Raw genomic sequence first — 14794 nt, 5'->3', positions numbered from 1 at the left:
TCCTTAGCGGTACAAATGATGGGTTTGAATATAATCGACAACTGCGTCGGGGAGCAAATAGCGCGGGCTTTTCCCGGCCTTGACGGCAGAGCGGATGCTGGTTGCCGAGATGTCGAGCGGAGGGATCGGACAGGCCAGCACCTTGCCGCAAGGAGTGGCCTGCAAATCACGCGGATCGCTGCTCATGCGACTTTCGGCTTCTGCCCTCAGCTCGTCTCCCATCTGCGCCGCCTGCAGGGGAAAACCGGGGCGCTGTGCCACCGCGATATGGGCCAGTTTGAACAGCTCGCGCCAGTGATGCCAGGTCGCCAGGCCGAGAAAAGCGTCGGCGCCCAGCAGCAGGCACAGCGGCTGGGCTGCGCCCAGTTCCTGGCGCAGCTTGGCAAGCGTTTCCACCGTGTAACCGGGCGCACCGCTGCTGGCCTCGCGCCCATCCAGGTGAAAGCGGGGGTTGCCGGCAATGGCCAGCCGCACCATCTCCAGGCGCTGCTCCGGCGTCGCGCCGGGCGCATCGCGGTGCCAGGGTCGGCCGGATGGGATGAAGCGCACCTCGGCGAGATCGAGCTGCTGCGCCAGTTCTTCCGCGAGCCGGAGATGGCCGAAGTGGATCGGATCGAAGGTGCCGCCGAGGATGCCGACCGGCCGCACCGGATTAACCTCTGACGTGGCCGTCACCCAGCACGATGAATTTCTGCGACGTCAGCCCTTCCAGCCCCACCGGGCCGCGAGCGTGAATCTTGTCGGTGGAAATGCCGATCTCCGCGCCGAGCCCATACTCGAAACCATCGGCGAAGCGGGTGGAAGCGTTCACCATGACCGAGCTGGAGTCCACCTCGCGCAGGAAGCGCCGGGCGCGCGTGTAATCTTCCGTGACGATGGACTCGGTGTGCTGGGAGCTGTAGGTGTTGATATGCTCGATCGCCGCATCCAGGTCGGCCACCACGCGCACCGAGAGGATCGGCGCGAGGTATTCGGTATGCCAGTCCTCCTCCGTGGCTTCCTTCATGGCCGGCACGATGGCACGGGAAGCGGCGCAGCCGCGCAGTTCCACGCCCTTGTCCAGGTAGATCTTGCTCAGCGGCGGCAGCACCTGGCCGGCCACGCCCTGCGCCACCAGCAGGGTTTCCATGGTATTGCAGGTGCCGTAGCGGCTGGTCTTGGCGTTGTCGGCAATTTTCACCGCCTTGGCGAGGTCGGCCTTGTCGTCGATATAGACGTGGCACACGCCGTGCAGGTGCTTGATCACCGGGATGCGCGCCTCGGCGATGAGGCGTTCGATCAGTCCCTTGCCGCCGCGTGGCACGATCACGTCGACGAATTCGCGCATGGTGATGAGCTCTCCCACCGCGGCGCGGTCGGTGGTCTCGATCACCTGCACCGCCGTTTCCGGCAAACCGGCGGCGGCCAGCCCCTCGCGCACGCAAGCGGCGATCGCCTGGTTGGAATGGATTGCTTCCGAGCCGCCGCGCAGGATCGAGGCGTTGCCGGATTTCAGGCACAGGCCGGCGGCGTCCGCCGTCACATTGGGGCGCGCTTCGTAGATGATGCCGATCACCCCCAGCGGCACGCGCATCTTGCCCACCTGGATGCCGGAAGGGCGGTAATTCAGGCCGGTGATTTCGCCCACCGGGTCGGGCAATGCTGCGATCTGCAGCAGGCCTTCGGCCATCCCCGCCACGCCTTTTTCCGTCAGGGCGAGCCGGTCGAGCATGGCCGCGTCCAGCCCGGCGGCTTTCGCCGCGGCCAGATCCTTGGCATTGGCTTCCAACAGCTTGGCGCTGTCGCGCTGGATTGCCCGTGCCATCATGGTCAGCGCCATGTTCTTGGCGTTGGTGTCGGCCTTGGCCATGGCGCGCGAAGCCGCCCGCGCCTGCTGGCCAAGATTGTGCATGTATGCTTTGACGTCCATCGGATTCTCCAACTCACTATTTAGACAAGATTAAACCTTGGCCGTGGTCAAGCCTAGCTGCAACAGCTCATCCCACACATCGCCCTTGGCCAGGCCCTTGATCATGCGGTCAATCCCAGCCGCCCGTTTCAGCCCCTGCAATAGGCGCGCCTCGCTGGTGCGCTTCACCGCCTGCTCCACCAGCCGCTGCCGCGCCTCCCAGATCCAGGCGTCGCGCATCAGCTGCGGCAGACTGCCACCGCGCCGCATTCCGCCGCGCAGCTTGGCGAGGGTACGGATTTCGCGCGTCAATGCCCACAGGATCAGCACCGGGTCTTCCCCCTCGCCGCGCAGCACGTCGAGCACCCGGCTTACCCGGGCCACATCGCCTGCCAGCAGCGCATCCCCGAGCTTGAAAACATCGAAGCGCGCCACGTCGGCAACCGATTCCTTGACCTGCTCGAAGCTCAGCATGCCGGAGGGAAACAGCAAGGCCAGCTTCTGCACTTCCTGAAACGCCGCCAGCAGATTGCCTTCGACCTGGTCGGCGAGCAGCTGCAGCGTGGCCGGCTCGGCACGCTGGTTCTGCCGCGCCAGCCGCGCCCCGATCCATGCCGGCAACTGGGCGCGTTCGACCGGGAACACGCCCACCGCCACGCCGGCCTGCTCCATGGCCTTGAACCATTTTCCCGCCTGCGCCGCCTTGTCCAGCTTGGGGCACACCAACAGGGTGACGGTATCGGCGGGAAGCCGCGCGCAATACTCCTGCAGCGCCTGGCTGCCGTCGTTGCCCGGCTTGCCCGACGGGATGCGGATTTCCACCAGGCGGCGGGAAGCGAACAGGGACATGCTGTTGCCGCTGGTCAACAGGTTCTGCCAGTTGAAGCCGCGCTCCACCGTGAATACTTCGCGCTCGGCGCAGCCTTCCTGGCGCGCCCGGACGCGAATCGCATCCGCCGCTTCCTGGGCCAGCAGCGGCTCATCGCCGAACACCAGGTAAAGCGGCTGCAGCCCCTTGGCTAAATGTTGATCAAGCTGTTCCGGCTTGAGGCGCATGGTAAAGCTATATCTTGACCGCGTTGAGGCGTCGGATGATCTGCTGCACCGCATCGCCCTGCATGTCCCGGTACAGCATCGCCTCCTCCTGCTCCTTCGCCAGCACCTGGGCGTCGTTGAAGGAAATGTCGCGTTTCAGTTCGAGCGGCTGGGCGGGCAACAGTTCCTTGCCCTTGCCGTCGTGCAAGCGGAAGGAAAGTCGGTAGAACAACACGTATTCGCTTACCCGTCCATTCGAGCCGATAGAAAGAATGCGCTTTTCGCGACTTTCGCCCAGCACCTGCAACACCGCTTGCGCTTCGCCCTTGCTATCGACGATTTGCACATTGCTGCCGTAGCGCAATGCGCGCTGTAAATCCACGCCTAGCGCACTACCCCCGCCCTCGACATAAAGCGACTTGAACGGTAGCTGCGCCGCGCCGCGCAATTGAAAGCCGCAGGCGCCCAGCATCAGGACCAGCGCCAGGATAAGGAGTTTTTTCATATAAAATTACACCACCACGTTGACCAGACGGCCCGGAACAACCACCACTTTTTTCACGGCCTGCCCCTCGATGAACTTGAGCACGGCCGTGTTGGCAAGCGCTAACTTCTCGATTTCGTCCTTGCCTGCGGACTTTGCGACTTTCATATTGCCGCGCAGCTTGCCGTTGACCTGCAGCATCAGTTCGATTTCGTCCTGCACCAGCGCGGCTTCGTCGACGCCGGGCCAGGCGGCCTGCAGCAGGTCCGCACCCGGCTTCAATGCCGCCCACAGGGTCTGGCAGATATGGGGCACGATGGGCGCGAGCAGCAGCACTGCGGCCTCCAGCGCCTCCTGCTGCACCGCGCGGCCGACCGGGCTGACGTCGTCAACCTTGGCCAGCGCGTTCATCAGTTCCATCACCGCTGCGATGGCGGTGTTGAACTGCTGGCGGCGACCGTAGTCATCGCTCACTTTCTGGATGGTGGCGTGCAGCTGGAAGCGCAGCGCCTTTTGCTCGGCAGACAACACGCCGCCCGCGTAGGCCTCGACCACGCCCGTCTCGACGTGTTCGTGGACCGCCTTCCACAGCCGCTTGAGGAAGCGGAACGCGCCCTCCACGCCGGCGTCCGACCATTCCAGGCTCTGCTCCGGCGGCGCCGCGAACATCATGAACAGGCGCGCCGTGTCGGCGCCGTACTGGTCGATCAGGGCCTGCGGGTCGACGGTGTTGCCCTTGGACTTGGACATCTTGGTGCCGTCCTTCAGCACCATGCCCTGGGTCAGCAACCGGGTGAACGGCTCGGAACATTCCACCAGCCCGACGTCGCGCATCAGCTTGTTGAAGAAACGCGCGTACAGCAAATGCAGGATGGCGTGCTCGATACCGCCGATGTACTGGTCCACCGGCAGCCAGTAATTGGCGCGCTCATCGAGCATGGACTTATCCTGTCCGGCGCTGGCGAAACGGGCGTAATACCACGAAGACTCGACAAAAGTGTCCATGGTGTCGGTCTCGCGCTCCGCCTTGCCGCCGCACTTGGGACAGGTGGTGTCGTAGAAGGACGGCATTTTCTTGATCGGCGAACCGATGTCGATGGTCACGTCTTCCGGCAATACCACCGGCAAGTCCTTTTCCGGCACCGGCACGTCGCCGCAGGTCGCGCAATGAATGATGGGGATCGGGCAACCCCAGTAGCGCTGGCGCGAAATGCCCCAGTCGCGCAGGCGGTACTGCACCTGCTTGTCGCCGAGCTCTTTTGCTTTCAGGTCAGCGGCGATGGCGTCCACCGCCTGCTCGTAATTCAGGCCATCGTACTTGCCAGAATGGATGCAGACGCCATTTTCCTTGTCGCCGTACCACTCCTGCCAGTCTGCGGTGGAAAAGCTTTCTTCCCCGACCTGGATGGACTGCTTGATCGCCAAGTCGTATTTCTGTGCAAAGTGGAAATCGCGCTCGTCGTGAGCCGGCACCGCCATCACCGCGCCCTCGCCGTAGCTCATCAGCACGTAGTTGCCGACCCACACCGGGACCTGTGCGCCGGTGAGCGGGTGAGTGACGCTGATGCCCGTCGCCATGCCTTTCTTTTCCATGGTGGAAAGATCGGCCTCGGCCACGCTGCCGTGCTTGCATTCTTCGATGAAGGCGGCCAGCGCGGAATTGTTCTTCGCAGCATGGGCAGCCAGCGGATGCTCGGCGGCCACGGCGCAGAAAGTCACGCCCATGATGGTGTCGGCGCGGGTGGTGTAAACCCAGAGCTTTTCCTGCTTGCCGTCCAACTCGTAGGGGAAGGCGAAGCGCACGCCAGTGCTTCTGCCGATCCAGTTTTTCTGCATGGTGCGCACCTGCTCCGGCCAGCCGGACAGGTTGTCGAGTTCGCTCAGCAGCTCGTCGGCGTAGGCGGTGATGCGCATGAAATACATCGGGATATCACGCTTTTCCACTTGCGCACCGCTGCGCCAGCCGCGCCCGTCGATCACCTGCTCGTTGGCGAGCACGGTGCAGTCCACCGGGTCCCAGTTGACCGCGGCGGTTTTCTTGTAGATCAGGCCCTTTTCGAACAGCTTGGTGAACAGCCACTGTTCCCAGCGGTAGTAGTCCGGCTTGCAGGTGGCGAGCTCGCGCGTCCAGTCGATCGCCAGACCGAGGCTCTTCAGCTGGCCGCGCATGTAGTCGATGTTGGAATAAGTCCAGGCGGCGGGCGCCACCTTGTTGGCGATGGCCGCATTCTCGGCGGGCAGGCCGAAGGCATCCCAGCCCATGGGCTGCATCACGTTGAAGCCCTGAAAGCGGTGGTAGCGCGACAGCACGTCGCCGATGGTGTAGTTGCGCACGTGGCCCATGTGCAGCTTGCCGGAAGGGTAGGGGAACATCGACAGGCAGTAATACTTGGGTTTGCCGGGAATTTCCTCGGCCTTGAACGCCTGGGTCGCATCCCAGTGCTGCTGTGCCCGCTGCTCGACTTCGGCGGGGTTATAAAGGTTTTCCATGATTCTTGAAAATAGCCGACAGAAAAGCTGATGATTATACGCTGAAATCGTCAGCCCACATCTGCCCGGCATCGCGTGGGCATAGTGACAAGAGTGCCATGTCACGATTATACTTGAGCATTCGAGATCAATTATTTTCGGGGATTCCAAACCATGTCCAAGAAACACCCAGTCGTCGCCGTCACCGGATCGTCGGGCGCAGGCACCACCACCGTCAAAGTCGCGTTCGAGCACATTTTCCGCCGCGAAGACATCACGGCCGGCGTGGTAGAAGGCGATAGCATGCACTCACTCGGGCGCGTGGAGTTCAAGGAAGCCTCGAAAAAAGCGGAAGAAGCCGGCAACCAGCATTTCAGCCATTTCGGTCCTGAAGCCAACCACTTCGACAAGATCGAGGAAATGTTCAAGACCTACGGCAAAACCGGCACCTGCAAGAAACGTTATTACATTCACTCCGATGCCGAAGCCGCGGACCAGAACGGTCGCCTCGGCACCAAATTGAAGGCCGGCGAATTCACGCCTTGGGAAGATATCCCCAAGGGCACCGATCTGCTGTTTTACGAAGGCCTGCACGGCCTGGTCCAGAACGGCACTGTTGATGCCGCCAAGCACGTAGACCTGGGCGTGGGCGTGGTACCGATCGTCAACCTGGAGTGGATCCAGAAAATTCACCGCGACGCCAAAGAGCGCGGCTACTCGGCAGAAGCGACGGTGCACACCATCCTGCGCCGCATGCCCGACTACGTGAACTACATCACGCCGCAGTTCTCGCGCACCTGCGTCAACTTCCAGCGCGTGCCGACGGTGGACACCTCCAACCCCTTTATCGCCCGCGACATCCCTACGCCTGACGAGAGCTTCGTGGTGATCCGCTTCCGCGACCCCAAGGGCGTGGATTTCCCCTATTACCTCAACATGATTCACGATTCGTTCATGTCGCGCCCCAACACCATCGTGGTGCCCGGCGGCAAGATGGGTTTCGCGATGGAAGTGATTCTTTCCCCGCTCATCCACAACCTGATCGAGAACAAGAAAAAATCTTGATTTCGCGCAACTGAAAAGCCACGCGGAAATGTATACGAGGCCGGGAATTTCCCGGCCTTATTATTTGGCGAAACCATGACCACACCCTTGCTACGCGGACTCAACCCGGAACAGCTCGCCGCCGTTACCCTGCCCCATGAATCCGCGCTGATCCTGGCTGGCGCCGGCAGCGGCAAGACGCGGGTGCTCACCACCCGCATCGCCCACCTGATCCAGTCCGGCCTGGCCAGCCCCAGCGGCATTTTCGCCGTCACCTTCACCAACAAGGCGGCCAAGGAAATGCTCGCGCGCCTCGCGGCGCTGCTGCCGATCAACACGCGCGGCATGTGGATCGGCACCTTTCACGGCCTGGCCAACCGCATGCTGCGCGCACACCACCGCGAAGCCGGGTTGCCGGCCCTGTTCCAGATCCTCGACTCGGCCGACCAGCTGGGCGCCATCAAGCGCCTGCTCAAGGCGCTCAACGTGGACGACGAGAAATACCCGCCCAAGCAGTTGCAGCATTTCATCAACGGCTGCAAGGAAGAGGGGCTGCGCGCCCACATGGTCGAGGCTTTCGACCCCTACTCGCGCAAGCAGCGGGAGCTCTATGCCGCCTACGACGAGCAATGCCAGCGCGAGGGGGTAGTCGATTTCGCCGAACTGCTGCTGCGCAGCTACGAGCTGCTGCAGCGTGAAACCGCCTTGCGCCAGCACTACCAGAGCCGTTTCCGCCACATCCTGGTAGACGAATTCCAGGACACCAACCACCTGCAATACCAGTGGCTCAAGCTGCTGGCGGGGGAACAAGCCGCGGTGTTCGCGGTAGGCGACGACGACCAGTCGATCTATGCCTTCCGCGGCGCGCGCGTGGGCAACATGGCCGATTTCGAGCGCGATTTCCAGGTCGAAAAAGTGATTCGCCTGGAGCAGAACTACCGCTCGCACGGCAACATTCTCGACGCCGCCAACGCACTGATCCGCCACAACCAGAGCCGCCTGGGCAAGAACCTGTGGACGGCGGAGGGTTCAGGCGAGCCGATCCGCGTCTTCGAGGCCCACTCCGACTACGAGGAAGCCGGCTTCATCGTGGACGAGGTGAAAGCCTTGCAGCGCGAAGGCGTTCCGCTCTCCGGCATCGCCCTGCTGTATCGCTCCAACGCGCAATCGCGCGTGCTGGAACACGCCTTGTTCAACGCCGCGGTGCCGTACCGCGTCTACGGCGGGCTGCGCTTCTTCGAGCGCCAGGAAATCAAGCACGCGCTGGCTTACCTGCGCCTGATCGGCAACTCGAACGACGACGGCGCATTGCTCCGGGTGATCAATTTTCCTACCCGCGGCATCGGCGCGCGCAGCCTGGAGTCCTTGCAGGAAATCGCCCGCAGCGAAGGTATCAGCCTGTGGCAGGCGGCGCAGCTCAAGCGCATGAGCGGCAAGGCCGGCGCCACCATCAGCGCGTTCACCGCGTTGATCGAAAGCATGCGCGAAACATGCGCGGCGCTGCCCCTGCCTGAGCAGGTCGAGCACATGCTGGACCACAGCGGCCTGGTCGCGCATTACAAAAGCGAGAAGGAGGGCGCCGACCGCCTGGAAAACCTCAACGAACTGATCAACGCCGCGGCCGGATTCGAGCTCGAACACTCGGCGGAAGACGTGGATGGGGCGCCCGACGCGCTCACCGCATTCCTGACGCATGCCTCGCTCGAAGCCGGCGAACACCAGGCGGAGGCGGGGCAGGAAGCGCTGCAGCTGATGACCGTGCATGCCGCAAAGGGTCTGGAGTTTCATGCCGTGTTCATCAGCGGGCTGGAAGAAGGGCTGTTCCCGCACGAGAATGCCGCCAAGGAGCGCGACGGCGTGGAAGAAGAACGGCGCCTGATGTACGTCGCCATCACCCGCGCACGGCGGCGGCTGTATATCAGCTTTGCCGACAGCCGGATGCTGCATGGACAGCTGCGCTATGGCATCGCCTCGCGCTTCCTGGAAGAGCTGCCGCCGCAATTGCTCAAACGCATCAACCACAGCGGGGCAGCGCAACCCATGCAGCAGCCGGCAGCGAGCAGCGCTGCGACTGGCGCATCGGGCTGGCATATCGGCCAGGCGGTTTCCCACCCCAAGTTCGGGCCGGGCATCATCATCAACAGCGAGGGGCGCGGCGCGGATGCGCGAGTGCAGGTGAGCTTCAGCCACGCCGGTGTGAAATGGCTGGCGCTGGAGTACGCCAAGCTGGAAGCTTCTTAATCCGGATAATCCGGCTTAATTTTCCTCGCTTACCGCCACGAAAATATCGCGGTACGCCGTGTAGATGGAAGTCGCGAACAGCACAGGAATGACGGCCAGCAAGCCGAGGCCGAGCGGGATCGAGCCCAGCACGAAAAGGACAAGGCCGATCACCCCGTACAGCGTGAAAGGCAGGACATTGCGCAGACAGGCGGCAAAACTCAGTTTCATCGCCTGCTTGGCCGGCAGACCGTCGAACAGCACCAGGGCCGGGGCAAACCAGTAAGCCATAAGCAGCGGCAACAACAAAGCCATCACCACTACGCCCATGACCATATACTGCATCAGGAGCGGAAGCAGGGCGGGGTCGGCGGCATCCAGCTTGTCCAGTTCCAGCGGTGCCATAGGCCCGTAGAGCACGCTGGTCACACCCATGGCGAGCATGACGATGAGGATTTTACCGCCCAGGTAAAGCCCGCCCAGCGTCGCAAGTTGACGCGCATGGGCTTTAAAACCGGCAAACAGGTGGGTGATTTCCAGCTCTTCGTCCAGTTCCAGCGCGCGACAGCCCGCCATGAAGCCGGCGAGGAAGATGGGGTCGAGCAGGGCCGAAGCGATCGCACCGACGACCGGCACAAATACCGCCAGCACCAGTTCGACCACCAGATAAATCAGGAAGAACACGATCCATATCTGCGGATTCTTGCCGAACAGACGAAAACCCGCGGCGATCCAGCGCCACCCCTGCGCCACATCGACCGTGCGCGGCTGCAAGTGTTGTGCCGTCGTGATCTCAGTCATGGATCACACCCACATCTGCTGCAGCGCGTCGTGGTGGCTGACGTGGTGCTGCAAAATACGGCGGAAGTGCTTGGGGTCCTTGGCGAAAGTCATTTCGCCCGGGCGCGGAAAATGGAAGTCGTAGAGGCGCGACAGCCAGAAGCGCAGGGCCGCGGCGCGCAGCATCACCGGCCAGGCGCCGCGCTCGACCGCGCTCAGCGGGCGGGTGCCGTGATACGCCTCGAGCATGGCGGCCATGCGTTGCCGGTCCAGCGTACCGTCCCCGGCATTGACGCACCAGTCGTTGACGGTGATCGCCAGGTCGTAAAGCCAGACATCGTTGCAGGCAAAATAGAAATCGATCAGCCCGCCGACACTGTCGCCCTTGAACAGCACGTTGTCGCGGAACAGGTCGGCATGGATCACGCCGCGCGGCAGGTCTTCGAAGCGGTAAAGCGACTGGAAGCGCAACTCTTCCGCCAGCAGGGCGGCATCCTCGGCATCGAGAAAGGGCATCACTTGCGGAGCGGTGGTCTGCCACCAGTGGGGGCCGCGCGGATTGGGCATTTGGGCGGGGTAGGTACGGCCCGCCAGGTGCATCGCGGCGAGCATTTCACCCACTTCGCGGCAGTGATGCGGCGTGGTCTCCTGCAGGGACTGGCCTTCCAGGCAGCTCACGATACACGCCGGCTTGCCGTTGAGCTCCCCCAGGTAGCCATTGTGCAGATTGGCTACCGGCGCCGGGCAGGGGATGCCGTGATGCGCAAGGTGCGCCATGAGGTTGATGAAGTAGGGGAGTTCGTCGGCGCCGAGCTTCTCGAACAGAGTCAGCACGAAACGGCCGTGGCTGGTGGTGACGAAGTAGTTGGTATTCTCGATGCCGGCCGAAATGCCCTGCAGGTCCTGTAAGGAACCTAGGGCATAACCTTTTAGCCAAAGCTCGAGCTGCGCGTCGGTGACGGTGGTAAAAACGGACATGTCATAATCAGCCCCGGGGGCTGCAATCAACCTAGAAAGATTTCAGCAACCACATCGGCACCATGACGCCGGGGCTCACCTCGCCCTGACGCACGAAGCGGCCCGTGCCCTGTTCGTCGATCAGGTAATAAGGCACACCGTGGGGAGGCGTGATTTTCATCATGTAAAGCTTGCCGTGGATGCGGAACTCTTCCACCTTGTCCTCGCCGCGCTTGGTGATGGTCACTTGCGGCTCCAGGGATGGATCAGGCTCGTAACCGGGCGGCGGCGCAGGAGGCTCGGGCAGGGGCTGCAGGCCTGACGGGGTGGCGGCCTTGTCCGCGAAGGCGGGAAGGGCGCACAGCATCAAAAGGGGGATCAAACGGCGCATGACAATTCCTAAGAGGAAGATTGAAGGCGGATTATACCGCTTGCCGCCCCAGCGGATAAGCATCTCTTAAAGATCTCTTTAAAGATTGAGCTGAATTTCCCGTTCCGCAGGGGAGGGCTCGAAGCCGCTGGTTTCGTAATATTGGAAAATGGCCTCCACGACCGCATCCGGTTCGTCGATCACCTGGATCAGGTTCAGATCTTCCGCACTGATCACTTTTTCCCGTACCAGCGTGGTGCGGAACCAGGTCAGCAGGTCGCGCCAGAATGGCTCGCCGACCAGGATGATGGGAATCTTCCGGATTTTTCCCGTCTGCGCCAGGGTGAGCGCCTCCATCAGTTCGTCAAGGGTGCCGAAACCGCCCGGCATTACGACATAGGCGGTAGCGAACTTGACGAACATCACCTTGCGCGCGAAAAAGTGGCGGAAGGTCTGGCTGATGTCCTGGTAGGGATTGGTATGCTGTTCGTGGGGCAGCTGGATATTCAGACCGATGCTGGGGGACGCGCCGAAAAATGCCCCCTTGTTGGCCGCCTCCATGATCCCCGGGCCGCCGCCGGAAATGACGGCAAAGCCTGCATCGGAGAGCTTCCGCGCGATCTGCTCGGCCAGCATATAATAGGGATGATCCGAGGGAGTACGGGCGCTGCCGAAGATGCTCACCGCAGGGCGGATGGCGCTCAGACGCTCGGTGGATTCGACGAACTCTGCCATAATCCCGAACACCCGCCACGACTCACGCGCCGAATAACCCTGCGTCAGGAGGTCTGGGTCGAGGGGCTTGGGTAGTTTTTCCGCTGCACTCATTGAGTATTCTTTCTCGCTTATGAAAACACTATTGTTGGTCGACGCTTCTTCCTATCTTTATCGCGCCTTCCACGCTCTTCCCGATCTGCGCAACCGCCACAACGAGCCGACCGGCGCCATCTACGGCGTACTCAACATGTTGCGCCGCCTGCATCAGGATTACCAGGCGGATTATAGCGCCTGCGTGTTCGACGCAAAAGGCAAGACCTTCCGCGACGAACTCTATCCCGACTACAAGGGGCGCCGCCCCCCCATGCCGCCCGACCTCGCCGCGCAGATCGAACCGCTGCACGCCGCCATCCGCGCCATGGGCTGGCCGCTGCTGGCAGTGGAAGGCGTGGAAGCGGACGATGTCATCGGCACGCTATCCAGGCTCGCGACGGAGGAGGGGATGCGCGCCGTGATTTCCACCGGGGACAAGGATATGGCCCAACTGGTGAACCGGCACGTCAGCCTGATCAACACCATGTCCAACGAAACGCTGGACGAATCCGGCGTCGAAACGAAATTCGGCGTGCCCCCGGCGCGCATCGTCGACTACCTGACCCTGATCGGCGACAGCGCGGACAATGTCCCGGGCGTGGCCAAGGTCGGCCCCAAGACCGCCGTAAAATGGCTGAGCCAGTACCAGACCCTCGACAACCTGGTGGCCCACGCCCAGGAAGTCGGCGGCGCTGTCGGCGAGAATCTGCGCAATACGCTGGACTGGCTGCCCAAGGCGCGCGAACTGCTCACCATCCGCTGCGCCGTCCCCCTGCCGGTCAGCCTGCAGCAGCTGACCGCGGGACCGCAAGACAACGCCCGGCTACGCGAACTGTACGAGCGCCTCGAATTCAAGACCTGGCTGCGCGAGCTGCCGGCCGTCGGCGCTCACGAACCCGCCCCGGTCGTTCCAGTGGAGCGCCCCGAGCCCCGCTATGAAACCATCCTCGACCAAAGTCACCTGGAACACTGGCTGACCCGCCTGGAGCAGGCCGAACTGGTCAGCCTCGACACCGAAACCACCGGCCTCGAGCCCATGCAATCCAGACTGGTGGGCATCTCCTTTGCCATCGAACCGCATCACGCGGCCTACCTGCCCCTGGCGCACCATTATGCCGGGGTGCCGCCACAGCTGGACTTCGCAACAACGCTGCAACGCCTCAAGCCGTTGCTGGAAAACCCCGCCAAGCCAAAGCTGGGGCAAAACCTCAAGTACGACAGCCATATTTTCGCTAACCACGGCATCGCCCTGCGGGGCATCGTCCACGACACGCTGCTGCAATCCTACGTGCTGGAAAGCCATAAAACGCATGACATGGATGCGCTCGCCTCACGCCACCTCGGCGTCAAGACGATAAGCTACGCCGAAGTCACCGGCAAGGGGGCAAAACAGATCGGCTTCGACGAGGTGGCGCTCGACACCGCGACGACCTATGCCGCGGAAGACACCGACATCACCCTGCAACTGCATCACAACCTGTACCCCCAGATCAGCGCCAACGCCCGTCTGGAATTCATTTACCGCGAGATCGAAGTGCCGGTTTCGCAGGTATTGTTTCACGTGGAACGCAACGGTGTGCTGATCGACAGCAAGCTGCTCGCCGAACAGAGCCGCACGCTGGGCGAAAAAATGTTGACCCTGGAACAGCGGGCGTACGAACTGGCGGGACAGCCTTTCAACCTCAACTCCCCGAAACAGATCCAGGAAATCCTGTTCGGCCAGCTTGGGCTGCCGGTCAAGAAAAAAACCCCCGGCGGCGCTCCCTCCACGGACGAGGACGTGCTGCAGCAACTGGCGCTGGATTACCCGCTGCCGAAAATCCTGCTCGACTACCGCGGCCTGGCCAAGCTGAAATCCACCTACACCGACAAACTTCCGCGCATGGTGGACCCCGCCACCGGCCGGGTGCACACCAGCTACAATCAGGCCGTGGCGGTGACCGGACGGCTGGCCTCCTCGGACCCCAACCTGCAGAACATCCCGGTACGCAGCGAGGAGGGACGGCGCATCCGCGAGGCCTTTATCGCCCCGCCCGGAAGCAGAATCGTGTCCGCCGACTATTCCCAGATCGAGCTGCGCATCATGGCCCACCTCTCGGGAGACGCCAACCTGCTGCGCGCCTTCGCGGCCGGGGAGGACATCCACCGCGCCACTGCGGCGGAGATTTTTGCCTGCACGCCGCTGGAAGTGACCTCGGAACAGCGACGCTACGCCAAGGTGATCAACTTTGGCCTGATTTACGGCATGTCGGCATTCGGCCTGGCCAGCCAGCTCAATATCGAACGCGGCGCGGCGCAGGCCTACATGGAGCGCTACTTCGAGCGCTACCCCGGCGTTGCCAAATACATGGAACGCACCCGCGACATGGCGAAACAGCAGGGCTACGTGGAGACCGTATTCGGCCGCCGCTTATGGCTGCCGGAGATCAACGCCGCCAACGGCCAGCGCCGCCAGGCCGCCGAGCGCGCCGCGATCAATGCGCCGATGCAGGGCACGGCCGCCGACCTGATCAAGCTGGCGATGATCGCCGTCCACCGCTGGCTGCAGGAGGAGAAGATGCAGACCTTGCTGGTGATGCAGGTGCATGACGAACTGGTGCTGGAAGTGCCGCAGGGAGAATTGGCCCAGGTCCGGCGCGAGCTGCCGCGCCTCATGGCCGGCGTCGCCAGGCTGGCGGTCCCGCTGGTCGCCGAGGTAGGCGAGGGGGCGAACTGGGAACAGGCGCACTAGGCCGGG

General features: G+C 62.8%; 12 protein-coding genes. 3 read left to right on the top strand and 9 right to left on the bottom strand.

The features are described 5' to 3' along the window. Window positions 1–3 precede the first annotated feature (3 nt). Genes nadD through leuS form a run of 5 tightly spaced genes read right to left on the bottom strand, consistent with a single transcriptional unit; the run spans window position 4 to window position 5897 of the window. Window positions 4–675, bottom strand: a complete 672-nt coding sequence (gene nadD, locus SKTS_RS00145) for a nicotinate-nucleotide adenylyltransferase (protein WP_173058597.1) — start codon at window positions 673–675, stop codon at window positions 4–6. Next, window positions 653–1909: a glutamate-5-semialdehyde dehydrogenase gene (locus SKTS_RS00140; protein ID WP_173058594.1), complete on the bottom strand. Its 1257-nt coding sequence runs from the start codon at window positions 1907–1909 to the stop codon at window positions 653–655. The genes nadD and SKTS_RS00140 overlap by 23 nt, the downstream gene beginning before the upstream one ends. Window positions 1910–1939: 30 nt before the next feature. Beyond that, the gene (gene holA, locus SKTS_RS00135; RefSeq protein WP_173058591.1) at window positions 1940–2944 is read right to left on the bottom strand and encodes a DNA polymerase III subunit delta; all 1005 of its coding nucleotides are present in this window, start codon (window positions 2942–2944) and stop codon (window positions 1940–1942) included. A gap of 7 nt (window positions 2945–2951) precedes the next feature. Next, the gene (locus tag SKTS_RS00130) at window positions 2952–3428 is read right to left on the bottom strand and encodes an LPS-assembly lipoprotein LptE (RefSeq protein WP_173058588.1); all 477 of its coding nucleotides are present in this window, start codon (window positions 3426–3428) and stop codon (window positions 2952–2954) included. A 6-nt stretch (window positions 3429–3434) separates the two neighbouring features. Beyond that, window positions 3435–5897: a leucine--tRNA ligase gene (leuS, locus tag SKTS_RS00125; RefSeq protein ID WP_173058585.1), complete on the bottom strand. Its 2463-nt coding sequence runs from the start codon at window positions 5895–5897 to the stop codon at window positions 3435–3437. A gap of 153 nt (window positions 5898–6050) precedes the next feature. On the opposite strand from leuS, the gene SKTS_RS00120 reads away from it, so the two are divergent. Both SKTS_RS00120 and uvrD read left to right on the top strand, forming a co-directional pair. Beyond that, on the top strand, window positions 6051–6941 hold the full coding sequence (locus tag SKTS_RS00120; RefSeq protein ID WP_173058582.1) for a phosphoribulokinase: 891 nt from the start codon (window positions 6051–6053) through the stop codon (window positions 6939–6941). 75 nt (window positions 6942–7016) lie between these two features. Beyond that, complete coding sequence (gene uvrD, locus SKTS_RS00115) at window positions 7017–9161, top strand: DNA helicase II (RefSeq protein WP_173058579.1); 2145 nt, start codon at window positions 7017–7019, stop codon at window positions 9159–9161. Between the two features lie 15 nt (window positions 9162–9176). Here uvrD and SKTS_RS00110 read toward each other — a convergent pair whose 3' ends face one another. From SKTS_RS00110 to SKTS_RS00095, 4 genes are all read right to left on the bottom strand, one after another. Then, on the bottom strand, window positions 9177–9941 hold the full coding sequence (locus tag SKTS_RS00110) for a BPSS1780 family membrane protein (RefSeq protein WP_173058576.1): 765 nt from the start codon (window positions 9939–9941) through the stop codon (window positions 9177–9179). Between the two features lie 3 nt (window positions 9942–9944). Beyond that, a complete protein-coding gene (locus SKTS_RS00105; RefSeq protein WP_173058573.1) occupies window positions 9945–10898 on the bottom strand; it encodes a homoserine kinase in 954 nt (317 codons plus the stop codon). 31 nt (window positions 10899–10929) lie between these two features. Further along, a complete protein-coding gene (locus SKTS_RS00100; RefSeq protein ID WP_173058568.1) occupies window positions 10930–11268 on the bottom strand; it encodes a DUF2782 domain-containing protein in 339 nt (112 codons plus the stop codon). A gap of 78 nt (window positions 11269–11346) precedes the next feature. Then, complete coding sequence (locus SKTS_RS00095; RefSeq protein WP_173058565.1) at window positions 11347–12075, bottom strand: LOG family protein; 729 nt, start codon at window positions 12073–12075, stop codon at window positions 11347–11349. A 19-nt stretch (window positions 12076–12094) separates the two neighbouring features. Between SKTS_RS00095 and polA the strand changes: the two genes are divergently transcribed. After that, entirely contained in the window at window positions 12095–14788 is a 2694-nt protein-coding gene (gene polA, locus SKTS_RS00090) for a DNA polymerase I (RefSeq protein WP_173058562.1), read from the top strand. The last annotated feature ends 6 nt before the right edge of the window (window positions 14789–14794 follow it).

Origin of the sequence: Sulfurimicrobium lacus, assembly GCF_011764585.1 — a bacterium.
Taxonomy (GTDB): Bacteria; Pseudomonadota; Gammaproteobacteria; order Burkholderiales; family Sulfuricellaceae; genus Sulfurimicrobium; species Sulfurimicrobium lacus.
Note: the sequence above shows the minus strand (reverse complement) of the source record. Positions and strands in the feature narration are given on the sequence as shown.